This window comes from Nocardioides sp. 616, assembly GCF_002930065.1.
GTDB lineage: Bacteria > Actinomycetota > Actinomycetes > Propionibacteriales > Nocardioidaceae > Nocardioides > Nocardioides houyundeii.
Map to the genome: position 1 here is coordinate 171608 of NZ_POAG01000022.1, position 22214 is coordinate 193821.

Genomic DNA, 22214 nt, shown 5'->3' on the forward strand with positions numbered 1-22214 from the left:
CCCCACGGCGCCGGCCCCGGTTCACCGGCCGCGCCGGCGTGCTGCTGCTGGTGCTGGCGGTGCTGACCGTGTCCTACGCCTCCTCGCTGCGTGCCTACCTGGACCAGCGGGCCCTCATCGATGACCTGCAGGAGTCCATCGCCCGCCGCGAGGTGAGCATCGCCGAGCTGGAGCGGGAGAAGGGGCGCTGGGACGACCCGGCGTTCGTCCGGGCCCAGGCCCGGGAGCGCTTCGGCTACGTGATGCCGGGGCAGACCGGGTTCCAGGTGCTTGACGCCGACGGCAAGCCGCTGGACGGGCGCGGCGGGCTCGACGACCCCGACGACGTGCTGACCACGACGCCCACGCCGTGGTGGAGCGACGCCTGGGACTCCGTCGAGCTGGCCGGCAACCCGCCGCCCGCCCAACCCCGTGCCCCCAAGTCGATCAACGGCGTGAAGAAGTCCAACCAGGAGTCGAAGCAGTGATCGAGGCGCGCGACGAGCAGGCCATCGCCCAGCAGCTGGGGCGCACCCCCCGCGGCATCCACGAGGTCGGGCACCGCTGCCCGTGCGGCAACCCCGACGTGGTCACCACCGAGCCTCGGCTGCCCAACGGCACCCCGTTCCCGACCACCTTCTACCTGACCTGCCCCCGGGCTGCCTCGCGCATCGGCACGCTGGAGGGCGGGGGGCTGATGAAGCAGATGCAGGACCGGCTCGCCGAGGACCCGGAGCTGGCCGCGGCCTACCGGGCCGCGCACGAGCGCTATCTCCAAGCCCGGGACCGGATCGGCGCGGAGGCGCATCTGGAGGTGCCCGAGATCGAGGGGATCTCCGCGGGCGGGATGCCCGACCGCGTCAAGTGCCTGCACGTGCTGGCCGGGCAGTCCCTCGCCCAGGGGCCCGGGGTCAACCCGCTCGGCGACGAGGTGCTCGAGCTGCTGGGCGAGTGGTGGTCGGCCGGGCCCTGCGTGCAGCCCTGTGCGGAGCCCTCCGATGGCTGAGCCCACCGCGCCCGCCACCATCGCCGCCATCGACTGCGGCACCAACACCATCAAGCTGCTGATCGGCGCGCTGCCCGAGGTCGCCGTCCGCGAGATGCGCATGGTCCGCCTCGGCCAGGGCGTGGACACCACCGGCCGGCTGGCCGACGACGCGCTGGCGCGGGCCTTCGCCGCCCTCGACGAGTACGCCGCGCTGATCGCCGAGCACGGCGTGCCCCCGGAGCGGATCCGCTTCTGCGCCACCTCCGCCACCCGGGACGCCGAGAACGCCGAGGAGTTCGCGGCCGGCGTGGAGCAGTGCCTCGGCGTGCGGCCCGAGGTCATCGCCGGCGACGAGGAGGCCGAGCTGTCCTTCGACGGCGCCGTCCGCAACCTCCAGGCCTCGGTCGAGGCGCCGGTGCTGGTCATCGACATCGGAGGCGGCTCCACCGAGCTGATCCTGGGTGACGAGGCGCCACTGGCGACCTGCTCGATGGACATCGGGTCGGTGCGGCTGCACGAGCGGCACCTGCGCTCCGACCCGCCCACCGCCGCCGAGGTCGCCGCCTGCGTCGCGGACATCGAGACGGCGCTCGACGAGGCCGAGGCCCTCGGCGTGGAGATCGGCTCGGCGGCCACCGTGGTCGGTACCGCCGGCACCTGCACCACCGTCGCCGCCGGGTGCCTGGGGCTGAGCGCCTACGACCCCGAGGCGATCGACCAGTCGGTGATCTCGGTCAGCGACTCCCACGCCTTCATCGACGGTATCGTCGCCGCCAGCGTGGCACAGCGCCGCGCGCTGGGCTTCATGCACCCGGGCCGTGCCGACGTGATCGACGCCGGCGCGCTGATCCTGGACCGGGTGCTGCGGCGTACCTCGGTCTACTCCTGGATCGTCTCCGAGGCCGACATTCTCGACGGGATCGCCTGGTCGGTGGCCAACCGCAGCGACTGATCCAGCGATTGGCTCTGAGTGACCACGGCGGCCAGCCGTGCTCGCAGGTGCCGGACGGCGGGGCTGGCCTCCATCGTCTCGCGCCACAGCAGCCGCACCTCGCGCCGGGGGATCGGGTCCAGGACCGGGACCGGCACCACGCGGGCCGGCAGCGGGCCACGCCCCAGGCGCGGCACCAGGGCCACCGCCACGCCCTCCTCGACCAGCCGCACCTGGGAGGCGAACTCCCAGGACCAGAACCGGACCTGGGGCGGCCGGCGGTGCGCGGAGAACATGTGGGTGAACCAGTCGTGGCAGATGGTGCCGGGTGCGGTGGAGGCCCACAGCTCCTCGAGCAGGTCGCCGGGGGTGACCTGCTCGCGTGCCGCCAGCCGGTGCTCGCGGTGCACCAGCAGGTCGGCCACGTCGTGCCCGACGTGCTCGGCGCACAGGTGGGCCGGCAGTGGCAGCGCCACGCCGGTCCAGCTGTGCACCAGGGCGACGTCGACCTGTCCCGTGGCCACGAGCTCGACCGCGTCCGCCGGGTCCTTCTCGGTCACGACCAGCGCGAGGTCGGGCGCGGTGCGGGCCAGGTCGCCGGCCAGCGGGGCGACGATGCCGCGCACGCCGGTGGAGAAGGCGGCCAGCCGGAGCGTCCCCCCGAGTCCTGCGGCCTCGGCGCGCAACGAGGACTCCAGCGACTCCATGCGGGCCAGCACCTCGCGCCCCTGGCTGACCAGCAGCCGGCCCGCCTCGGTCAGCACCACGCCCCGGCCGATCCGCTCCAGCAGCGGCACTCCGGACTGGGACTCCAGCCGCTTGATCTGCTGGGAGACCGCGGACGGTGTGTAGCCGAGGCTGGCGGCAGCGGCGCCGACCGTGCCGTGGGCGGCCAGGGCGATCAGCGACTGGAGGGCGACCACATCAATCATGTAGCAACATTACCGATTCACGCCCACCACTATCCACTGGACGTGAACGGTCATGGTTGCGGAGGATGGGGTCATGCCCCTCAAGGACAGCCTGCTCGCCACGCTCGTCGCCGTGATCTGGGGCGTCAACTTCGTCGTCATCGACGCCGGCCTGGACGACGACATGCCGGCCCTGCTCTTCGTGGCGCTGCGCTTCACGATGGTCGCCCTGGCGGTGGTGGTGATAGCCCGTCCGCAGGTGCCGTTCGCCCAGGTGGCGCTGGTGGGGGCGTTCATGAGCGTGGGGCAGTTCGGGCTGCTCTACTCCGCGCTGGCGATGGGCATGCCGCCCGGGCTGGCTTCGCTGGTGCTGCAGGCGCAGGTGGTGCTGACGGTGGTCTTCGCCGCGGTCCGGCTCTCCGAGCTGCCCACCGCAGGACAGCTCGCCGGGGTGGTGCTGGGTGCCGTCGGCCTCGGGGTCGTCGCGCTCGGGCGCAGCGCGGCCACCCCGCTGCTGGCCCTGCTGGTCACCGTGGCCGCCGCGGCCTCCTGGGCCTGCGGCAACGTGGTGGCCCGCCGGGTCGGCACCGCCTCGGGCCTCTCCCTGACGGTGTGGTCGGCCACCGTCGTACCCCTCCCGTTGCTGGCGCTGAGCCTGGTCGTGGACGGTCCCGACGCGGTGGGCCACGCGCTGACGTCGCTCTCGCTGGCCGCGGTGCTGTCCACGGTCTACACCGCGGTGCTGGCCTCCTGGGTGGGCTACGGCATCTGGAACTCGCTCCTGGCCCGGCACCGCACCTCCGCGGTGGTGCCGTTCACCCTGCTCGTGCCTCTGGTCGGGATGACGGCGGCCTGGCTGGTGCTGGGGGAGACCCCGAACGTGGCCGAGGCGGTGGGCGGTGCCGTGCTGCTGCTCGGGGTGGCCACCGCCGCCCTCGGCCTCCCCGGGCGCCGCGGGAAGGGCGACGGGTCGTCGTACATTGAGACCGTGGAGGAGCCGGACGAGACCGCGCGCATGCCCGGGTGAGGCACCCGCTGACGGGCCAGGACTTCGACTCGCCCGTGCCGCCGGGCACCGGCTGGCCCGAGGACCCCGCGCAGCCGGAGACCCCGGCGGCGCGCACCCCCGCCGGCGTACGACGGCTCGCCGCGACCGACGACCTGGCCGAGCTCGACGCGCGGGTCAGCGTCTGCTCGGCCTGCCCCCGCCTGGTGCGGTGGCGCGAGGACGTGGCCCGGGACAAGCGCGCCTCGTTCGCCGACCAGCCCTACTGGGGCCGGCCCATCGCCGGCTGGGGGGATCCGGAGCCCAGCGTGCTGATCGTCGGGCTCGCCCCGGCCGCCAACGGCGGCAACCGCACCGGGCGGGTCTTCACCGGGGACAGCAGCGGCGACTGGCTCTTCGCCAGCCTGCACCGGGTCGGCCTGGCCACGCAGGCCACCTCCGTGCACGCCGGGGACGGGCAGCGGCTGCTGGGGGCCCGGATGGTGGCCACCGTGCGCTGCGCGCCTCCGGCGAACAAGCCGACACCGCAGGAGCGGGACACCTGCGCCCCGTGGATCAACCGGGAGATCGCGCTGCTCCGCCCGCACCTGCGGGCAGTGGTGGCGCTGGGCGCCTACGGCTGGGACGGAGCGCTGCGGGCGCTGCGCGGAGCCGGGGTGTCGGTGCCGGTGCCCAAGCCGCGGTTCGGGCACGGGGCGGAGGTGGAGCTGGACGGGATCACCCTGCTCGGCTGCTACCACCCCTCCCAGCACAACACCTTCACCGGGCGCCTGACCCCGGTGATGCTCGACGAGGTGCTGGGGCGCGCCCGGGAGCTCGGCGGCCTCGGTGGACAATGAGCCCATGAGCAGCGCGCAGAGCACCGGGGGCGGGACCCTCCACGCCATCACCGTCCTGGGTCACGACCGGCCCGGGATCATCGCCGAGACCACCGCGAGGCTGGCGGCGCTGGGGCTGAACATCGAGGACACGTCGATGACGCTGCTGCGCGGCCACTTCGCGATGACCCTGATCTGCGCCGGCCCGGCGAGCGATGCCGAGGTCGAGACGGCCCTGGCGCCGCTCACCGCGGACGGCAGCCTCACCGTCACAGTGCGCGAGGTGCCGCACGAGGACGGGAGCGCCCGGGCACCGGCGACCCCCTGGGTGCTGACCGTGCACGGAGGCGACCGTCCGGGCATCGTGTCCCGGATCGTCGGCGAGGTCGCGGCCGTGGGCGGCAACATCACCGACCTGACCACCCGGCTGGCCGGCGACCTCTACCTGCTCGTCGCCGAGGTGGCACTGCCCGGCGAGGCCGACACCGCGGCGCTGGCCGCGGCGATCAAGCAGGCCGCCACCGACCTGGGTGTCGGCGCCACCCTGCGGCCAGCGGAGGCCGACGAGCTGTGAGTGCCAGCAACGACCGGCTCGCCGCCTGGACCGAGGCCGAGCTGGGGGTGGTCGGGCGCGTCCGCGACGTGGTGCGCGCGCCGGCGCCGGTGCTGTCCGCGGACGGCGACAAGGTCGACCCGATGGACCCCGACGTGGTGCAGCTGGCCGCGGACCTGGTCGCCACCATGCGGGTCTCTCCCGGGTGCGTCGGCCTGGCCGCGCCGCAGGTCGGGGTGGGGGCGAAGGTGTTCTGCGTCGACGTCTCCGAGCACCCCAAGACCCGCGGCCACCACGGCACCTTCGTGCTGTGCAACGCCGAGGTGGTGGAGTCCTCGCGCAACGAGAAGGCGCGGGAGGGCTGCATGAGCGTGCCGGACTTCACCGGCGACGTGAAGCGGGCCTCCCGGGTGCTGGTGCGCGGGCAGCTGCCCGGCACCGGCGAGGAGATCGAGGTGCGCGCCGAGGCGTTCGAGGCCCGGTGCCTGCAGCACGAGATCGATCACTGCGACGGGTTCCTCTTCCTGGACCGGGTGGCCGGCGCCCACGCCGTCTACGCTCGCCAGACGTATCTCTAGAGCCGGCGACCTCGGCTCGGCCCCCGTATCCCAATCGGCAGAGGAAACCGCCTTAAAAGCGGCTCAGTCTGGGTTCGAGTCCCAGCGGGGGCACTCTCACGCCGCACCCGAATTCGGGAACATGGGGAGTTCCCCGGACGTTTAGAACCGTGACGGCTGCGTAGAGTAGGTGTCATTGCGGAGCGTGGTCAGGGAGACTGCGCCCACCGGCCTCCAAGGAGAGACCACACATGAAGAGCACAAACCCGGTGTTCGCCCGGTCCGAAGAGTTCAACGGCCAGTCGAACGCCTACGGCAACCAGACCAACCCGGGATACGGCCAGGCCCCGCAGGGCGGCCAGCCGGCGTACGGCGACCCGTCGACCTGGGGCACCGGCGTCTCCAACATGCCCGACGTGGCGGCGCCCGAGCGGCGGATGACGATCGACTCGGTCGTGCAGAAGACCGCGATCAGCCTCGCCGTGGTGATGGCGACCGCGTTCGCCACCTGGTGGTACATCGGTGACGTCAACGAGGTCACCGCCAGCCGCCTGTACTCGGCCCTGATGATCGGCTCGCTCGGCGCCTTCGCGCTGTCGATGGTCAACTCGTTCAAGCGGGTCATCAGCCCGGCGCTCGTCGTCGCCTTCGCGGCGCTCGAGGGCGTGGCGCTCGGCGCCCTGAGCAAGTACTTCGACGCCACCTTCGGCAACGGCATCGTCACCAACGCCGTCTTCGGCACCTTCGCGGCCTTCGCCGGCACCCTGGCGGCGTACAAGTTCTTCGACATCCAGGTCGGTGACAAGTTCCGCAGGGGCGTCATCGCCGGGATGTTCGGCATGGTGGGCCTCGGCCTGCTCTCGCTGGTGCTCAGCTTCGCCGGCATCGACCTCGGCTTCTTCGGCACCGGAGCCCTCGGCCTCCTCTTCGCCGTCGCCGGCCTGGTGCTCGGTGTCTTCATGCTGATGCTCGACTTCGACTTCGTGGAGAAGGGCGTCGCCGCCGGTCTGGACGAGCGGGAGTCGTGGCGTGCCGCCTTCGGCCTGACCGTGAGCCTGGTCTGGATCTACACCAACCTGCTGCGCATCCTGGCGATCTTCAGCTCGGACTGACACAGCGCGAGACCACGCGAAGGGCCCCGGAGTGATCCGGGGCCCTTCGTCGTTCCCGGGGACGGGCGCCTCCGCCGCGCAGATGCGCAGCTGGGGCGACGCTCGGGGGCGGCGTGCAGCCCTACTGCGTGGCGAGCCCGCCGTCGGGGCCCGGGTCCTCGCCCTCGCTCTGCTCGGGCGGCTCGGCCTCGGTGGCGGGCTTGCGCCGACGGTGCCGCAGCTCCACCCAACGCCCGCGCAGGCCACGCTGTTCGCCGCCGACCTCGGTGCCGCCGAGCTCGGTCCCGGTGTTGCGGGCGGCCTCGACCGCGGCCGCGGCCACCGGCATCACCCGTTCGCCGCGCCCGGGCTCCGGGGCGGACTCCTCCTCGGGCGCCAGGCCGAGCGCGGCCAGGGTCGAGGGCAGGAGGACCGCGGCCATTGCCTTGTAGCCGTCCGCGGAGGGATGGAACTGGTCGGGGCCGAAGAACAGCGCCGGAGCGGTCTCGAACTCGGGCCCCAGGACGGTGCCCATCGAGACGGTCCGGCCGCCCTCGTCGACCACCGCGATCGCCTGCGCCGCGGCGATGCGGCGCGACCACTCCCGCGCCACCTGCTTCAGCGGCGGCGGGATGGGCCGGATGGTGCCGAGGTCGGGGCAGGTACCGACCACGACCGCGGCGCCCTCGGCGCGGAGCCGGCGTACCGCCTCGGCGAGGGAGCGGACCGACACGGAGGGGCGCACGGTGTGGGTGACGTCGTTGGCGCCGACCAGGATCACCGCGACGTCGGGCTGGCCGGGCAGCGCCCGGTCGACCTGCGCGGCGAGGTCGGAGGACTTGGCGCCGACCTTCGCCACCGAGCGCAGGTGGACCCTGCGTCCGGCCTCGGCGGCCACCCCCGAGCCCAGGTGCGCTCCGGGGGTGAGCTCCACCCGGTCCACGCCGTAGCCGGCGGCGCTGGAGTCCCCGAGGATCGCGATCTTGATCGCCGGACCCGGGCGTCCGCGCCCGTACCAACCGGTGGCGTCCGGCGGGGTCTTGCTGGCGTTGCCGATGACCTTCCTGGCCAGCTTCGCCTCCGCGATCAGTACGCCGTACAGGCCGGCGCCCAGCACCGAGAGACCTCCGCCCCCGAACGCGGCGGCGGAGGCGAGCTTGCGTGCGGCTGCTGCTTTACCCACGGCCTCACTGTAGTGAGGGGGGTTGCAACTACATTTGCGGGTATGCGCTTCGTCAACTCGCTCCTCGACCTCATCGGCAACACGCCCCTGCTGCGGCTCTCCGGCTCCCTGGGACCCGAGCTCACGGTCCGACGAGGTGAGGACAGCCCGGGGCCGCTGGTGCTGGCCAAGGTGGAGTACCTCAATCCCGGTGGGTCGGTGAAGGACCGGATCGCCACCCGGATGATCGACGCGGCGGAGGCCTCCGGGGCGCTGCAGCCGGGCGGCACGATCGTGGAGCCGACCTCGGGCAACACCGGCGTCGGTCTGGCGATGGTGGCCCAGGAGCGCGGCTACAAGTGCGTCTTCGTGTGCCCCGACAAGGTGAGCGAGGACAAGCGCAACGTGCTCAAGGCGTACGGCGCCGAGGTGGTGGTCTGCCCTACCGCGGTAGCCCCCGAGCACCCCGACTCCTACTACAACGTCAGCGACCGGCTGGCTTCGCAGCCCGGCGCCTGGAAGCCCGACCAGTACTCCAACCCGCACAACCCCCGGTCCCACTACGAGACCACCGGTCCTGAGATCTGGGAGCAGACCGAGGGCCGGATCACCCACTTCGTGGCCGGGGTCGGCACCGGCGGCACGATCAGCGGCATCGGGCGCTACCTCAAGGAGCAGAACCCCGAGGTGCAGATCATCGGCGCCGACCCGGCCGGCTCGGTCTACTCCGGCGGCACCGGACGGCCCTACCTGGTCGAGGGCGTGGGCGAGGACTTCTGGCCCGACACCTACGACCGCAACATCGCCGACCGGATCATCGAGGTCTCCGACGCCGACTCCTTCGCCTTCACCCGTCGCCTCGCCCGCGAGGAGGCGCTGCTGGTGGGCGGCTCCTCGGGGATGGCGGCGTACGCGGCCAAGCAGCTCGCGACCGAGCTGGCGGCGCAGGGCCGCGAGGACGCGGTGATCGTGGTGCTGCTGCCCGACTCCGGGCGCGGCTACCTGACGAAGGTGTTCAACGACTCCTGGCTGGGGCAGTACGGCTTCGCCACCGAGACCGCGGACGCCGACACCCTCACCGTGGGCGAGGTGCTGCGCGGCAAGTCCGGGCAGCTGCCCGACCTGGTGCACACCCACCCCGGCGAGACCATCGCCGAGGCGGTGCACATCCTGGCCGAGTACGGCGTCTCCCAGATGCCGGTGGTGCGCGCCGAGCCGCCGCTGGTGGCGGCCGAGGTGGCCGGCTCGGTCTCGGAGCGGGCGCTGCTCGACGCGCTGTTCACCGGTCAGGCCAAGCTCACCGACGCCGTCGAGGACCACATGTCCGAGCCCTTGCCCACGATCGGCTCCACCGAGGCCGCCCGGGACGCGGTCTTGCTGGTGGAGAAGGCCGACGCGGTGCTGGTGCACGAGGACGGCAAGCCCATCGGAGTGCTCACCCGGCACGACCTGCTGGGTGTGCTCGCCAAGGGCTGACGCCGGGTCGCGCCGGGCTGACCCTCGAGCCCGGCGGGTCGTTTCACCTCGGTGCGGGTCCGCGACACCGACTGGGTCAAGGAGGCCTGCGTGGAGATCGCCACCGACGTCGTCGTGCTGCTGGCCCTGGCGGCCTTCGCAGCCGGCTTCGTGGACGCCGTGGTGGGAGGAGGCGGCCTGATCCAGCTCCCGGCGCTGCTGCTGGCGCTGCCCGGCGCCTCCCCGATCCAGGTCCTGGCCACCAACAAGCTCGCCTCCATCTGCGGGACGACGGTCAGCGCGGCCACCTACGGACGGCGGATCCGCCCCGACCCCCGGACGTTCGGCCCGCTGATGCTGGCCGCGTTCGCCGGCTCGGCCGGCGGCGCGGTGCTGGCCAGCCACCTGCCGCGGGAAGCCTTCGACCCGATCGTGCTCGTGGCCCTGGTGGCCGTCGGCGGCTACGTCGTGCTCAAGCCGACGCTCGGCGGGGTCACCGAGCTGCGGTTCACCGGGGGGCACCACACGCTGGCCGCGGTGGGCACCGGCCTGGTGGTGGGGTTCTACGACGGCGCGCTCGGTCCCGGCACCGGCTCGTTCTTCGTGATCAGCCTGGTCAGCCTGCTGGGCTACAGCTTCCTGGAGGCCTCGGCCAAGGCGAAGCTCGCCAACTGGGCCACCAACCTGGCCGCGCTGGTGGTCTTCGTGCCCCAGGGGGCGGTGCTGTGGGGGATCGGGCTGCTGATGGGAGCGGCCAACATGCTCGGTGGCTACCTGGGCGCCCGCACCGCGATCGGCCGCGGTGCGGCGTTCGTGCGGGTCTTCTTCATCGTCGTGGTCGGCGGCTTCGTGGTGCGCATCGGCGGCGAGCTGCTCGGCCTGTGGAGCTGAGCCGGTGACCCCCACGTCGTACCTCACCCTGGCCCGGGACGGCGAGGCCGAGATCGAGGTGAAGCGCTCACGCTTCCTCTGCACCCTGCGCCGGGTGCCCGACGAGGAGTCGGCGAGGGCGGTCGTGGAGGAGCAGCGGCGGCGTCACTGGGAGGCGCGCCACCACTGCTCGGCGTTCGTGCTCGGACCCGACCGCGCCCTGGAGCGCTCCAGCGACGACGGGGAGCCGGCGGGCACCGCGGGCGCCCCGATGCTGGAGGTGCTCCGCGGGCGCGAGGTCAGCGACGTGGTGGCGGTGGTGACCAGGTGGTTCGGCGGGGTGCTGCTGGGGGCTGGCGGACTGGTGCGGGCCTACGGCGACGCGGTGCGCGCCGGGCTGGACGAGGTCGGTCTGGTGCAGCGACGGCTGCTCGCTGAGTACGCCGTGGAGCTCGACCATGCCGAGGCGGGGAGGGTCGAGAGCGACCTGCGCACTCGCGGCGTGGAGGTGCTCGGCGTGGAGTACGGCACCCGGGTGCGGCTGCTGCTGGGCACCGAGGACGGCGCGGGGCTGGAGCGCCTGCTCGCGGAGTCGACCGCCGGCCGGGTCGCCCCGGCCAGGACGGGGGAGCGGTGGGTGGACCGGGCCTGAGCCGCGCTCAGGACAGGTCCCACGCCGGGTCGGTGGTCTGGTGCAGCGCGGTCGTGGTCTGGGTGAGGAAGCTCTCGAAACCGGTCGCGGCATCGAGCACGTGCACCGCGGTGAGCCCGTTGTCGTCGCGGTCCAGGGCGTAGAGGTCGGCCCGTCCGTCGTCGTTGTAGTCCCCGACGGTGAACTTCCAGGTGGCCAGGTCCGGGGCGGTCAGTGCGGTGGCGGTCTGGGTGAGGAAGGTCTGGAAACCGGTGCGGGCGTCGAGCACGTGCACCGCGGCGCTGCCGCCGTCCTGGCCGGAGCTGATCGCGTAGAGGTCGGCTCGACCGTCGTTGTCGTGGTCTCCCGCCGCGATCGTCCAGACCAGCGGGTCCAGGGCGGGGAACGCCGTGCCGCCCTGGACCAGCACCGCCTGGAAGGTGTTGGCCGCGTCGAGCACCGTCACCGCGGTGCGGTTCTCGGCGTCCCTGCTGATGACGTAGAGGTCCGCGCGGCCGTCGCCGTTGTCGTCACCGACGCTGATCTCGGTCCCCGAGGCCAGCGAGAGGTCGACGATCCCGGCCACGCCGGTCTGGGCCAGGAAGGTCTGGAAGCCGGTCGCGCCGTCGAGCACGTGCACCGTGCCGGCCGGGTCGACCGCGAACAGGTCGGTCACCAGGTCGCCGTTGTAGTCCCCCTTCGCGGTGCGCCAGCCCTGGCCGCCCAGCGGCAGGCTGGTCTGGGTGGCGAAGGAGGAGTAGGAGGTGGCGGGGTCCAGGGCGTGCAGCTCCAGGACCCCGGACGGGGTGGTGGTGACCGCGTGCACGCCGGCCGCCGGGTCCCCGGTGGGCGGCCGCCCCACGACCTGCACCGAGACGTGGTCGACGTACATCGACGGACCCGTGCCGGTCTCGCCGCAGCCGGGCTGCTCGGCGTCGGGGCAGTTGCGCTTGTGCTGGATGCGCAGGAACTCGGGTGCCATCGGGGAGCGGTCCACCGACCAGGTCTCCACGCCGTCGACGAAGAACCGGGTGGGGGTGGCGAACCCGTTGGCGGGATCGCGGCCGGGGCCCATGTAGGTGAACTCGGTGGCGTACTCGTGCCAGGCGACCATGTCAGCGGGGTACGCCTCGCCCCGGCACCTCATGTTGCCCAGGCGGGGGAAGTACTGCCAGTAGAACGCCAGGTGCACCCGTCCGCACCGGTCCTCGCCACCCCAGCTCTCCACGACGTCGATCTCGGCGACCTGGGCGGCGTCCTTGGTGCGCAGCCAGAACGCGGGATGCGTCCCGGTGCGGCGCGGCATGCTGATCACGGCGGAGACCCGGTAGGTGGTGCCCACGGAGAAGGGGACCGCCTGCAGCGAGATGAGGTTGCCCTCGGGGCGCACGCGCAGCGCGCTCCGCCCGTCGTGGGTCACCAGCTCGGTGCGCTCGGGAGTGGAGCTGGCCTGGTGCTCCCACCGGTCGGTGACCGGTCCGGCTGCCGCGTCGAAGGAGTCGGCGAAGATCTCCTGCGGGCCGAGCTGCACCGCACTGGCCACCAGCGGCGTGCTCGGCACCTGGAGGGTGCCCGCTCCTAGCGAGGAGGTGAGCGTGGCGACCGCGACGAGCAGCGCGCGGACCCAGAGGAGCTCGAACATGTGAGCCTGTCGGTGGAGGACGGATCGGTGGTCGGGTCGGGGTCAGGCGGCGGGGTCAGGCGGCGGGGGCGCCCCCAGGTGCTCGGGAGGTCCCCGGGCCGGCACCGTCGAGATACACCCATCGTCCAGCACGGCGCTCGAACCTGCTCCGTTCCCGCAGGCTGCCGCCGGTGAAGTGGGCCACGAACTCCACCACCCCGACCGCGTCGTCCGGACCGCCGTCGAGGCACTCCACGACCTCCAGCCCGGTCCACCGCGTGGTCGGGTCCACGGAGACGTCCTCGGGCCGGGTCGCGGGGTGCCAGCTGGCGAACAGGAAGTTCTCCTGGCCCAGGGCGAAGGCGCTGTAGCGGGCGCGCATCAGCTCCTCGGCGGTCTCGGCCCTGGCGGCGCCACGGTGCAACCGACCGCAGCACGCGTCATAGCCGCGCGCCGCGCCACAAGGACACTCCCGATCCAGCACCCCACGAGGCTAGCGTCTGCGTCGTGACCCCCTTCTGGCTGACCGCCTTCCTGGACCTGCCCACGCCGTACTTCGGGCGGACCGTCCGCTTCTGGGCCGACGTCACCGGCTACGAGGTCTCACCGGTGCGGGGCGCCGACGGCGAGTTCGCCTCGCTGCTCCCGCCCGCCGGGGACGAGCACCTGAGAGTGCAGCGCGTCGCTGACGGCGAGCCGCGGATCCACCTCGACCTGCACGTGGCCGACCCCGCGGCGGCGGCCTGGTCCGCGGAGGAGGCCGGGGCTACCCGGGTGGCCGAGGCCGGCCACGTGGTGATGCGCTCTCCCGGTGGGCTCGACTTCTGCCTGGTCACCCACCCGGCCTCCCGGAGGGCGTCGCCGGCCCAGTGGCCCGAGGGCGCCAGCATGGTCGACCAGGTCACCCTCGACATCCCGGCGCTCGACTACGACGCCGAGTGCGACTTCTGGGCGGCCGTGCTGGGCGCGCCCTGGCGGCCCTCTCCCACCCACGTGGAGTTCCGGCGGATCGTGCTGCCCGGGCTGCCGCTCGGCGTGCTGCTCCAGCGGGTGGCCGAGGCCGAGGGAGGGGTCCGCGCCCACCTCGACCTCGCCGCCGAGGACCGGCACGCCGAGGTACGTCGGCACCTGGCGCTGGGCGCTCGGGTCAGCGCCGAGCACCTCCAGTGGAGCGTGATGACCGACCCCGCGGGATCGTCGTACTGCATCACCGGTCGCACGCCGGGTACTGCGAACCCGACGACGAACGCCGGACCGGCGAGGGATGGGCAGGTCTGAGCAACCCTGGGAATACTCTTGCGCTCGCAACGTTGTAACGGTGTAATCATGTAACGAAACGAAGGGACACATGATGAACACCCAGGACAACGAAGAAGAAGAGACCCGAGGACGCGGACCCAGGGGCGAGCGCCGTGGACGAGGCGGTCCGCACCACGAAGGCCCCCGTGGCGGCCGTGAAGGTCGTGAAGGTCGCGGGGGGCGCCGTGGTGGCTGGCAGGTCGCCGACCTGCCGCCTGCCGACGACGCCGCGCAGTGGTTCGCCGGCCGGCTGCCCGACGGCTGGTTCGACGAGGTCACCGTGACCAGCGACCGGGAGGAGATCCTGGTGGTGGGCACTCTGACCCAGGAGGCGGCCGGCGGCGAGGTCAGCGGTGCCGCGGTGGAGGGACGGATCAGCAGGTTCCGCGCCGACACCCGGGACGAGCGGATCGAGATCGCCCGTGAGGCCGAGGAGCGCTACCAGCGCAAGGTCTCCTGGGGGGTGCGGCTCGGCGACGTCGAGGCGCTCTTCACCCACGTGGCGGCCCCGGTGATGACGCGGCTGCGCCAGCCCGAGCGCCAGGTGCTCGACACCCTGGTCGACGCCGGGGTGGCACGCTCCCGCTCCGACGCCCTGGCCTGGTCGGTGCGGCTGGTGGGCGAGCACGCCGACGAGTGGCTCGGTCAGCTCCGCGACGCGATGTCCGAGGTGGACAAGCTGCGCGGCCAGGGTCCGGCCTTGTGACCCAGGTCTAGCGTGGGACCCGTGACGACGTACCCCGCCGAAGGCCAGACCGAAGCACCAGCAGCGCGCACCCTGGGCCAGCTCCGGGAGTCCGGGCACGAGCTGCGCAGCCTGCGCACCGAGCTGCGGGAGAACCTGCTCGCCAAGCTGCGGGCGGGCGAGGACCCGTGGCCCGGTCTGCACGGGTTCTCCGACACCGTGGTGCCGCAGCTCGAGCGGGCCCTGATCGCGGGCCACGACGTGGTGCTGCTGGGGGAGCGGGGGCAGGGCAAGACCCGGCTGCTGCGGACCCTGGTCGGGCTGCTCGACGAGTGGTCGCCGGTGATCGCCGGCTCCGAGCTCGGCGAGCACCCCTACGACCCGATCACCCCGCAGTGGCGGCGGATCGCCGCCGAGCAGGGCGACGAGCTGGCCGTGGAGTGGGTGCACCGCAGCGAGCGGTACGCCGAGAAGCTCGCCACCCCGGACACCTCGGTGGCGGACCTGATCGGCGACGTCGACCCGATGAAGGTCGCCGAGGGCCGGCACCTCGGCGACCCGGAGACGATCCACTTCGGCCTGATCCCGCGCAGCCACCGCGGGATCGTGGCGATCAACGAGCTGCCCGACCTCGCCGAGCGCATCCAGGTGGCCATGCTCAACGTGATGGAGGAGCGCGACATCCAGATCCGCGGCTACGTGCTGCGGCTGCCCCTGGACGTGCTCGTGGTGGCCAGTGCCAACCCGGAGGACTACACCAACCGCGGGCGGATCATCACCCCGCTGAAGGACCGCTTCGGCGCCGAGATCCGCACCCACTACCCGGTGGAGCTGGCCGACGAGATCGCCGTGATCCGCCAGGAGGCGCAGCTGGTCGCCGAGGTGCCGGACGCCCTGCTGGAGGTGCTGGCCCGCTTCACCGGCAACCTGCGTGAGTCCTCCGCGGTCGACCAGCGCTCGGGCGTCAGCGCCCGCTTCGCGATCGCCGGCGCCGAGACCATCGCGGCCTCCGCGCTGCACCGGGCCTCCCGGCAGGGAGAGGACGAGGCGGTGGCCCGCGTGGTCGACCTCGAGACGGCGGTGGAGGTGCTGCGCGGCAAGATCGAGTTCGAGACCGGTGAGGAGGGCCGTGAGATCGAGATCCTCACCCACCTGCTGCGCACCGCCCTGGCAGCCACCGTGCGCGAGCACTTCCGCGGCCTCGACCTCGGGATGCTGGTCGAGGCCATCGAGGACGGTGCGACCATCTCCACCGGCGAGCAGGTGACCGCCCGCGACTTCCTCGCCGGGCTCCCGGTGCTGGGCGAGTCCGAGCTGTACGACGACATCGCCGCCCGCATCGACGCCAGCACCGACGGCGAGATCGCCTGTGCGGTCGAGCTCGCGCTGGAGGGGCTGTACCTGGCGCGGCGCATCGGCAAGGACTCCGAGGGCACCGAGACCGTCTATGGCTGAGCGACACACCAGCCGGTTCAGGCGCTACCAGGGCGGCGACCCGTTGGCGCCTCCGGTCGACCTGGCCGAGGCGCTGGACGCGATCGGCGAGGACGTGATGGCCGGCTACTCCCCGGAGCACGCGATGCGCGAGTTCCTGCGTCGCGGCGGCGAGCAGCAGCCCGGTCTCGACGAGCTGGGCGCCAGGGTGGCGGCGAAGCGGCGTGAGCTGCTGCAGCGCCACGACCTGGACGGGACCCTGGAGCAGGTCCGGGAGCTGCTGGAGCGCGCGGTGCTCGAGGAGCGCAAGCAGCTGGCCCGCGACGTCAGCATGGACGACGGCGACCGCGCCTTCCGGGAGCTGCGCCTGGACAACCTCCCCGCCTCGCCCTCGGCCGCGGTGACCGACCTGTCGTCGTACGACTGGAGCAGCAGCGAGGCGCGGCAGGCCTACGAGGAGATCAAGGACCTGCTCGGCCGCGAGCTGCTCGACCAGCGGTTCGCCGGCATGAAGGAGGCGCTCGAGGGCGCCACCGAGCAGGACCGCGCCGCGATCAACGAGATGCTCGGCGACCTCAACGAGCTGCTGGAGAAGCACCAGCGCGGGGAGGACACCGACGCCGACTTCGCCGAGTTCATGGACAAGCACGGCGACTTCTTCCCCGAAGGGCCCGAGAACATCGACCAGCTGCTGGACGCACTGGCACAGCGCAGCGCCGCGGCCCAGCGGATGCTCAACTCGATGACCCCCGAGCAGCGGGCCGAGCTGATGCAGCTCTCCGGCCAGGCCTTCGGCAGCCCCGAGCTCATGGAGCAGCTGGCCCGGATGGACGCCAACCTGCAGTCGCTGCGGCCCGGCGAGGACTGGTCCGGCGCCGAGCGGTTCGACGGCGAGGAGGGCCTGGGCCTGGGGGACGGCACCGGGGTGCTCCAGGACCTCGCTGACCTCGACCAGCTCGCCGAGCAGCTCGCCCAGTCCCACAGCGGCGCGCGGCTGGACGACGTGGACCTGGACAAGCTCTCGCGCCAGCTGGGCGAGCAGGCAGCCGTCGACGCGCGCACCCTGGCCGAGCTCGAGCGGGCGCTGCGCGACTCCGGCTACCTCAAGCGCGGCTCCGACGGGGACCTGCGCCTGAGCCCCAAGGCGATGCGCCAGCTCGGCAAGGCCTTGCTCCGCGACGTAGCCACCCGGCTCTCGGGTCGCCAGGGGCAGCGCGACGTACGGCGCTCCGGCGCGGCCGGCGAGCTCAACGGCGCCTCCCACGAGTGGGAGTTCGGCGACACCGAGCCCTGGGACGTGACCCGGACCCTGACCAACGCCGTACGGCGCACCGTCGCCGAGGGCGGGTCACCCGCCTCCGGGGTGCGGCTGAGCATCGAGGACATCGAGATCGCCGAGACCGAGGCCCGGACCCAGGCGTGCGTGGCGCTGCTGGTCGACACCAGCTTCTCGATGGCGATGGACGGCCGCTGGGTGCCGATGAAGCGGACCGCGCTGGCCCTGCACCAGCTGATCCGCACCCGGTTCCGCGGGGACCACCTGCAGCTCATCGGCTTCGGCCGGCACGCCCAGGTGATGGAGATCGAGGAGCTGACGGGGCTCGACGCCAAGTGGGCCAAGGGCACCAACCTGCACCACGGGCTGCTGCTGGCCAACCGGCACTTCCGCAAGCACCCGAACGCGCAGCCGGTGCTGCTGATCGTCACCGACGGTGAGCCCACCGCGCACCTGGAGTCGAACGGCGAGGTGTGGTTCAGCTATCCGCCACACCCGCTGACCATCGCCCACTCGGTGCGCGAGCTGGACAACTCCCGTCGGCTCGGCGCTCAGACCACCTTCTTCCGGCTGGGGGAGGACCCCGGCCTGGCCCGCTTCATCGAGTCGATGGCCCGCCGGGTGGAGGGCCGCATGGTCTCCCCGGAGCTCGACGACCTGGGGGCGGCCGTGGTCGGCAGCTACCTGGGCTCGCGCGCCCCGGGCTCCTCCTACACCGACCAGTTCGGCGGTTGGGGGGAGCGGGGCTTCTGGGCGGGCTGAGCCTGGCTGCCTGCGAGCCTCCCTGGGCGCGATCCATGCCAATGGTTTGACCGGGGCAGATCGAGGGAAGTGATGGTGAGCACATCTACCCAATTCGGAGTATGCCGAATTGGCCTCACCCAAGGAGCCTCATGCGCATTCCCTCCCATCGCCCCACCACCCGGCTGGCCGTCGCGGCCGTGGCATCGCTCGCCCTCCTGGGGCTGAGCGCCTGCTCCGACGACGCGGACACCGCGGACAGTGAGGAGACGTCGGCGCAGAGCACGGAGTCGTCCGAGCCGACCGAGAGCACCGCGCCGGAGGAGCCCACGGAGGAGGCCGAGACCGAGGAGAGCGACGCACCGGCGGCGTCCGGCGACCAGCCCGAGTGGGCCAAGCCGGTGACCACGCCCGGCGAGCAGATCGCCACCATCGAGGCGGGGGACATCACCGTCGACGTCTTCCAGGTGGCTACCACCAAGTCCCCCAAGGACGGCCTCTTCGCCGACCCCGACACCAACAAGCCGCTCATCGCCGAGGGTGACGAGATCGTCTTCGTCAACTACGTGATCACCAACAACGGTGACGACGTCGACCTGGGCTCCAGCGGCGTCTCGGTGGAGGCCCGCTACGACGACTGGCCCTACATGCAGGGCATGGACACCATCACCGGAGCCGAGCTCTACGCCGAGCAGGACGTCAACGACGGCGCCTTCGCGGTCGGGTCCTACGTCGAGCCGCCGGTGTACACCTTCGGCGCCGGCCAGCAGGTCTCCTACGGCGAGAACTTCATCTACCAGTCCGGTTCCCCGATCACCTTCGACGTGACCATCACCCCGGTGGACGCCGAGGGCGAGCTGCTCCACGACGACCGCATCGAGGGTGAGGGCAACGGCGTGATCTCCTGAGGCGGCGGGCCTGACCCGGGAAGCAGGCGAGGTGACCACCGGGTGGCCCGCCCTGGCCGTGCCCGCCGGGGGGTGGGAGCCTGAGGCATGCAGATCCTCAGCGCCAGCCTGGACGAGCTCCGTGCCACCCGCAGCAGCGTGAAGTGGCGGCTCTACCCCGAGGACGTGATCCCGGTCTGGGTGGCCGAGATGGACGCCCAGCCCTGCCAGCCCGTCGTGGACGCCGTCACCGCGGCCGTGAGCCGGGGGGACACCGGCTACGCCTGGGGACCGCCCCTGGTCCAGGCGTTCGCCGGGTTCGCGGGACGGCGCTGGGGCTGGGAGGTCGACCCCGCCCGGGTGATGCAGGTCCCCGACGTGATGCTCGGGATCGAGGAGGTCATCCAGGCCCGGGTCCCGGTCGGTGGCTCGGTGGTGGTCAGCCCGCCGGTCTACGACTCGTTCTTCGGCTTCGTCGCCTCCACCAGGCGCCGGCTCCTCGAAGCCCCGCTCACCCCCGCGCACCGGCTTGACCCCGAGGCCCTGGCCCTGGCCTTCGAGGAGGCGGGCATGGGCTCGGCCTACCTGCTGTGCAACCCGCAGAACCCCACCGGCACCGTGCACACCCCCGAGGAGCTGCGGATGGTCGCGGCCCTGGCGCAGGAGCACGGGATCCTCGTCGTCTCCGACGAGATCCACGCTCCGCTGGTGCAGGCGGGCAGCACCTTCACGCCGTACCTCTCGCTGCCGGAGGCGGGTCGCGGGCTGGCCGTGGTGAGCGGCTCCAAGACCTGGAACCTCTCGGGCCTCAAGACCGCCCTGCTGGTCGCCGGGCACCAGACCAGCCACGGGCTGCACGAGGTCGTCACCCACGGTGCCCAGCACCTGGCGGTGATCGCCCAGACCGCCGCCTACGACCACGGGGAGGCGTGGCTGGACCAGCTGCTGGGCGAGCTCGCCGACCGGCGGGCGCTGCTGCTCGAGCTGCTGGGCAAGCACCTGCCCGAGGTGGCGGTGGCGCCGTCCGAGGCGACCTACCTGGCCTGGCTGGACTGCGCCGCCCTCGGCCTCGACGACCCGGCCGCGACCTTCCTGGAGCGCGGCGTCGCCGTGGTGCCCGGCACCCGCTACGACCCGCGCGCCACCAGCTGGGTCCGGTTCAACTTCGGCACCTCGGCCGAGGTGATCTCCGAGGCGGTACGCCGGATGGCCGGCTGAGCTGCCTCAGCGGCGTCTGGGTCGGTCTCAGGACGCCTCGGGCGCGAAGCCGGGGAGGCTCTCCTCCAGCAGCGCCCGGAAGGGGGCCTCGGCCTCAAGCTGGCAGAGCAGGCCGATCCCGCCCAGCCAGGTGCGGTGGATCAACAGGTACGACGGCGGCAGGTTGATCTTGGTGGCCAGCGTGAAGCCCGGGGAGCGCGGGTCGTTGAGCCGCTCGAACTGGTCCCGCATCCAGGCCCGGGTGAAGCGGAACCGGTCCTCGCGCATCGGCTCCACGAAGGGGCGCAGGAAGTCCAGCAGCACCTCGGCGTCGACCCGCATGCCGTCCTTGACGAAGCCCTCCTCGCGCAGCCCGGCCAGCAGCAGGTCGGCGTCGTCCTCCAGCGCGGCTCGCAGCAGACGGCCGATCGCCGGTGGGAACGTGCCCGCGGGCAGCCGGGCCACCGCCCCGAAGTCCAGCACCCCGAGCCGACCGGGCGTGCCGTCGGGTTCGGGGATGGTGCGGAAGTTGCCGGGGTGCGGGTCGGCGTGCAGCATCCCGGTGCGCGCCGGCCCGGCGAAGGTGAACCGGACCAGCAGCTCGCCGTAGTGGTCGCGCTCGGCCTGGGTGCCCTCGGCGATGATCCGGGCCAGAGATCCCTCGCTCTCCATCCACTCGGTCACCAGGACCGTGTGCTCGGCGTGCACCACGTGCGGCACCACGATCTCGGGGTCGCCGTCGAAGGCCTCGGCGAAGACCTCCTGGGCCTGGGCCTCCAGGGCGTAGTCGAGCTCCTCGGCGGCGCGGGCCTGCAGCTCGTTGATGAGCGGGACCAGGTCGAGACCGGGGAAGACCGGCGACATCCCGCGCGCCACCATCGAGATGCGGCGCAGGTCGCCCAGCAGCGCCTCGTCGGCGCCCGGATACTGCACCTTGACCGCCACCTCCCGGCCGTCGTGCCACCGGGCGCGGTGCACCTGGCCGATGGAGGCCGCCGCGGCGGCGGCCCCGTCGAGCCAGACGATCCGCTCGCGCCAGTCCGGCCCCATGCCGGCCTCGATCGCGTCCCGCACGTCCTGGGTCGACATCGTCGGCGCGTTGTCCTGGAGGGCGGTGAGGTGCTCGCGGTACGGCGCCGAGGCCTCCTCGGGCAGCGCCGCCTCCAGCACCGAGAGCGCCTGGCCGAACTTCATCGCCCCGCCCTTGAGCTCCCCGAGCGTGCGGAAGAGCTGCTCGGCGGTGCGCTGCTGCACGTCGCTGAGCACCGCCTCGGCCGACTTGCCACCCATCCGCTTGCCGATCCCCAGCGCGGAGCGACCGGCGTACCCCAGCGGCAGCGCGGCGAGCCGGGCGCTGCGGATGACAGCCCTGCGGGGGAGGTCGACCATGGCTCCAGTGTGGCCGATGGGTGGCTAGGCGAGGCTCAGCCGGGGAACTTCACGCCCGTGTTGGCGTGGCAGCGGTAGCCCATGGGGTTCTTGGCGAGGTACTGCTGGTGCGGGTCCTCGGCGTAGTACCAGCCCGCCTCCTGCGCCGGCCGGATCTCGGTGGTGACCGTGCCCAGCTGGCGGCGCGCCAGCTCGTCGGCGTAGACGCCTGTCAGGTCCCGGGCGACCTGCTCCTGCTCCGCGGAGGTGAAGTAGATCGCCGAGCGGTACTGGGTGCCGACGTCGTTGCCCTGCCGCATGCCCTGGGTCGGGTCGTGGATCTCGAAGAACCGCTTCACCAGGTCCGCGTAGCCCACGACGGTGGGGTCGAAGACGATGCGCACGGCCTCGGTGTGGCCGGTCCGGCCCGAGCACACCTCCTCGTACGTCGGGTGCGGGGTGTAGCCGCCGGCGTAGCCGACCGAGGTCGACCAGACACCGGGCATCTGCCAGTAGATCTCCTCCGCGCCCCAGAAGCAGCCGAGGCCGAAGATCGCCACCTCCATGCCCTCGGGCACCTCCTCGCTCATCACCGGGGTGCCCAGCACCACGTGCTCGCGCAGCGTCCACGGCTGGCTGGGACGACCGGGCAGCGCGTCGTCGGGGGTGGGCAGGTCGTTCTTGGTGCGGCCGAACAGCATCTGGACTCCAAGGGGGTCGGGGGTATCCAACCTTCCTAACACTGGCGAGCCGT

General features: G+C 72.7%; 23 protein-coding genes and 1 tRNA gene. 18 read left to right on the forward strand and 6 right to left on the reverse strand.

The window, feature by feature from the left end:
• The 3 genes from C5H89_RS15670 to C5H89_RS15680 all read left to right on the forward strand — a co-directional run.
• The coding region (locus C5H89_RS15670; protein WP_345840645.1) for a septum formation initiator family protein at positions 1-467 on the forward strand (467 nt) is incomplete at its 5' end.
• Positions 464-985, forward strand: coding sequence for a DUF501 domain-containing protein (locus tag C5H89_RS15675; RefSeq protein WP_101523682.1), 522 nt, complete (start codon positions 464-466; stop codon positions 983-985). The genes C5H89_RS15670 and C5H89_RS15675, both read left to right, overlap by 4 nt.
• Positions 978-1919, forward strand: coding sequence for an exopolyphosphatase (locus C5H89_RS15680; protein WP_104107909.1), 942 nt, complete (start codon positions 978-980; stop codon positions 1917-1919). Before C5H89_RS15675 ends, C5H89_RS15680 begins: the two co-directional genes overlap by 8 nt.
• Here C5H89_RS15680 and C5H89_RS15685 read toward each other — a convergent pair.
• On the reverse strand, positions 1847-2830 hold the full coding sequence (locus C5H89_RS15685; RefSeq protein ID WP_104107910.1) for a LysR family transcriptional regulator: 984 nt from the start codon (positions 2828-2830) through the stop codon (positions 1847-1849). The two genes, C5H89_RS15680 and C5H89_RS15685, sit on opposite strands and share 73 nt — an antisense overlap.
• 73 nt (positions 2831-2903) lie before the next feature.
• Between C5H89_RS15685 and C5H89_RS15690 the strand changes: the two genes are divergently transcribed.
• The 6 genes from C5H89_RS15690 (at position 2904) to C5H89_RS15715 (ending at position 6855) form a co-directional block, all read left to right on the forward strand.
• A complete protein-coding gene (locus tag C5H89_RS15690; RefSeq protein ID WP_104107911.1) occupies positions 2904-3836 on the forward strand; it encodes an EamA family transporter in 933 nt (310 codons plus the stop codon).
• Positions 3833-4654 (forward strand): uracil-DNA glycosylase, encoded by an 822-nt coding sequence (locus C5H89_RS15695; RefSeq protein WP_205305068.1) that lies wholly within the window; start codon positions 3833-3835, stop codon positions 4652-4654. Before C5H89_RS15690 ends, C5H89_RS15695 begins: the two co-directional genes overlap by 4 nt.
• Before the next feature lie 4 nt (positions 4655-4658).
• On the forward strand, positions 4659-5207 hold the full coding sequence (locus C5H89_RS15700) for an ACT domain-containing protein (protein WP_104107912.1): 549 nt from the start codon (positions 4659-4661) through the stop codon (positions 5205-5207).
• Complete coding sequence (def, locus tag C5H89_RS15705; protein WP_104107913.1) at positions 5204-5764, forward strand: peptide deformylase; 561 nt, start codon at positions 5204-5206, stop codon at positions 5762-5764. The genes C5H89_RS15700 and def overlap by 4 nt, the downstream gene beginning before the upstream one ends.
• A gap of 19 nt (positions 5765-5783) precedes the next feature.
• Positions 5784-5857 (forward strand) — tRNA-Leu (locus tag C5H89_RS15710).
• 137 nt (positions 5858-5994) lie between these two features.
• Complete coding sequence (locus tag C5H89_RS15715) at positions 5995-6855, forward strand: Bax inhibitor-1/YccA family protein (protein WP_104107914.1); 861 nt, start codon at positions 5995-5997, stop codon at positions 6853-6855.
• Positions 6856-6976: 121 nt separating this feature from the next.
• On the opposite strand, the gene C5H89_RS15720 is transcribed toward C5H89_RS15715, so the two are convergent.
• Positions 6977-8017 carry an SGNH/GDSL hydrolase family protein gene (locus C5H89_RS15720; RefSeq protein ID WP_104107915.1) on the reverse strand — a complete coding sequence of 347 codons (1041 nt, stop codon included), beginning with the start codon at positions 8015-8017 and terminating at the stop codon, positions 6977-6979.
• A 42-nt stretch (positions 8018-8059) separates the two neighbouring features.
• Between C5H89_RS15720 and C5H89_RS15725 the strand changes: the two genes are divergently transcribed.
• Genes C5H89_RS15725 through C5H89_RS15735 form a run of 3 tightly spaced genes read left to right on the forward strand, consistent with a single transcriptional unit; the run spans position 8060 to position 10973 of the window.
• Positions 8060-9472, forward strand: coding sequence for a cystathionine beta-synthase (locus C5H89_RS15725; RefSeq protein WP_104107916.1), 1413 nt, complete (start codon positions 8060-8062; stop codon positions 9470-9472).
• 51 nt (positions 9473-9523) lie between these two features.
• Entirely contained in the window at positions 9524-10342 is an 819-nt protein-coding gene (locus C5H89_RS15730) for a TSUP family transporter (RefSeq protein ID WP_240181900.1), read from the forward strand.
• A 4-nt stretch (positions 10343-10346) separates the two neighbouring features.
• Positions 10347-10973, forward strand: coding sequence for a YigZ family protein (locus tag C5H89_RS15735; protein ID WP_104107917.1), 627 nt, complete (start codon positions 10347-10349; stop codon positions 10971-10973).
• 7 nt (positions 10974-10980) lie between these two features.
• Here the strand turns inward: C5H89_RS15735 and C5H89_RS15740 are convergent, their stop codons facing one another.
• Both C5H89_RS15740 and C5H89_RS15745 read right to left on the reverse strand, forming a co-directional pair.
• Positions 10981-12594 carry an FG-GAP-like repeat-containing protein gene (locus C5H89_RS15740; protein ID WP_104107918.1) on the reverse strand — a complete coding sequence of 538 codons (1614 nt, stop codon included), beginning with the start codon at positions 12592-12594 and terminating at the stop codon, positions 10981-10983.
• Positions 12595-12649: 55 nt separating this feature from the next.
• Positions 12650-13057 carry a YchJ family metal-binding protein gene (locus tag C5H89_RS15745; RefSeq protein ID WP_104107919.1) on the reverse strand — a complete coding sequence of 136 codons (408 nt, stop codon included), beginning with the start codon at positions 13055-13057 and terminating at the stop codon, positions 12650-12652.
• Between the two features lie 23 nt (positions 13058-13080).
• On the opposite strand from C5H89_RS15745, the gene C5H89_RS15750 reads away from it, so the two are divergent.
• The 6 genes from C5H89_RS15750 to C5H89_RS15775 all read left to right on the forward strand — a co-directional run bounded on the left by C5H89_RS15750 (position 13081) and on the right by C5H89_RS15775 (position 20113).
• Positions 13081-13851 carry a VOC family protein gene (locus C5H89_RS15750; protein ID WP_104107920.1) on the forward strand — a complete coding sequence of 257 codons (771 nt, stop codon included), beginning with the start codon at positions 13081-13083 and terminating at the stop codon, positions 13849-13851.
• A gap of 70 nt (positions 13852-13921) precedes the next feature.
• Positions 13922-14578, forward strand: a complete 657-nt coding sequence (locus C5H89_RS15755; protein ID WP_275887132.1) for a hypothetical protein — start codon at positions 13922-13924, stop codon at positions 14576-14578.
• A gap of 21 nt (positions 14579-14599) precedes the next feature.
• Positions 14600-16012, forward strand: a complete 1413-nt coding sequence (locus C5H89_RS15760; RefSeq protein WP_104107921.1) for a sigma 54-interacting transcriptional regulator — start codon at positions 14600-14602, stop codon at positions 16010-16012.
• The gene (locus tag C5H89_RS15765; RefSeq protein WP_104107922.1) at positions 16005-18029 is read left to right on the forward strand and encodes a VWA domain-containing protein; all 2025 of its coding nucleotides are present in this window, start codon (positions 16005-16007) and stop codon (positions 18027-18029) included. Before C5H89_RS15760 ends, C5H89_RS15765 begins: the two co-directional genes overlap by 8 nt.
• 131 nt (positions 18030-18160) lie before the next feature.
• Entirely contained in the window at positions 18161-18916 is a 756-nt protein-coding gene (locus C5H89_RS15770; RefSeq protein ID WP_104107923.1) for a hypothetical protein, read from the forward strand.
• 87 nt (positions 18917-19003) lie between these two features.
• Entirely contained in the window at positions 19004-20113 is a 1110-nt protein-coding gene (locus C5H89_RS15775) for an aminotransferase class I/II-fold pyridoxal phosphate-dependent enzyme (RefSeq protein ID WP_104107924.1), read from the forward strand.
• 27 nt (positions 20114-20140) lie between these two features.
• On the opposite strand, the gene C5H89_RS15780 is transcribed toward C5H89_RS15775, so the two are convergent.
• Complete coding sequence (locus tag C5H89_RS15780) at positions 20141-21481, reverse strand: AarF/ABC1/UbiB kinase family protein (protein ID WP_104107925.1); 1341 nt, start codon at positions 21479-21481, stop codon at positions 20141-20143.
• A 35-nt stretch (positions 21482-21516) separates the two neighbouring features.
• Positions 21517-22161 (reverse strand): peptide-methionine (S)-S-oxide reductase MsrA, encoded by a 645-nt coding sequence (gene msrA, locus C5H89_RS15785; protein ID WP_104107926.1) that lies wholly within the window; start codon positions 22159-22161, stop codon positions 21517-21519.
• Positions 22162-22214: the final 53 nt, after the last annotated feature.

Coding starts and splice junctions, on each gene's coding strand:
- C5H89_RS15680 (WP_104107909.1), top strand. CDS start 978: ATGGCTGAGCCCACCGCGCCCGCCACCATCGCCGCCATCGACTGCGGC.
- C5H89_RS15685 (WP_104107910.1), bottom strand. CDS start 2,830: ATGATTGATGTGGTCGCCCTCCAGTCGCTGATCGCCCTGGCCGCCCAC.
- C5H89_RS15690 (WP_104107911.1), top strand. CDS start 2,904: ATGCCCCTCAAGGACAGCCTGCTCGCCACGCTCGTCGCCGTGATCTGG.
- C5H89_RS15700 (WP_104107912.1), top strand. CDS start 4,659: ATGAGCAGCGCGCAGAGCACCGGGGGCGGGACCCTCCACGCCATCACC.
- C5H89_RS15715 (WP_104107914.1), top strand. CDS start 5,995: ATGAAGAGCACAAACCCGGTGTTCGCCCGGTCCGAAGAGTTCAACGGC.
- C5H89_RS15725 (WP_104107916.1), top strand. CDS start 8,060: ATGCGCTTCGTCAACTCGCTCCTCGACCTCATCGGCAACACGCCCCTG.
- C5H89_RS15740 (WP_104107918.1), bottom strand. CDS start 12,594: ATGTTCGAGCTCCTCTGGGTCCGCGCGCTGCTCGTCGCGGTCGCCACG.
- C5H89_RS15755 (WP_275887132.1), top strand. CDS start 13,922: ATGATGAACACCCAGGACAACGAAGAAGAAGAGACCCGAGGACGCGGA.
- C5H89_RS15765 (WP_104107922.1), top strand. CDS start 16,005: ATGGCTGAGCGACACACCAGCCGGTTCAGGCGCTACCAGGGCGGCGAC.
- C5H89_RS15770 (WP_104107923.1), top strand. CDS start 18,161: ATGCGCATTCCCTCCCATCGCCCCACCACCCGGCTGGCCGTCGCGGCC.
- C5H89_RS15775 (WP_104107924.1), top strand. CDS start 19,004: ATGCAGATCCTCAGCGCCAGCCTGGACGAGCTCCGTGCCACCCGCAGC.
- C5H89_RS15780 (WP_104107925.1), bottom strand. CDS start 21,481: ATGGTCGACCTCCCCCGCAGGGCTGTCATCCGCAGCGCCCGGCTCGCC.
- msrA (WP_104107926.1), bottom strand. CDS start 22,161: ATGCTGTTCGGCCGCACCAAGAACGACCTGCCCACCCCCGACGACGCG.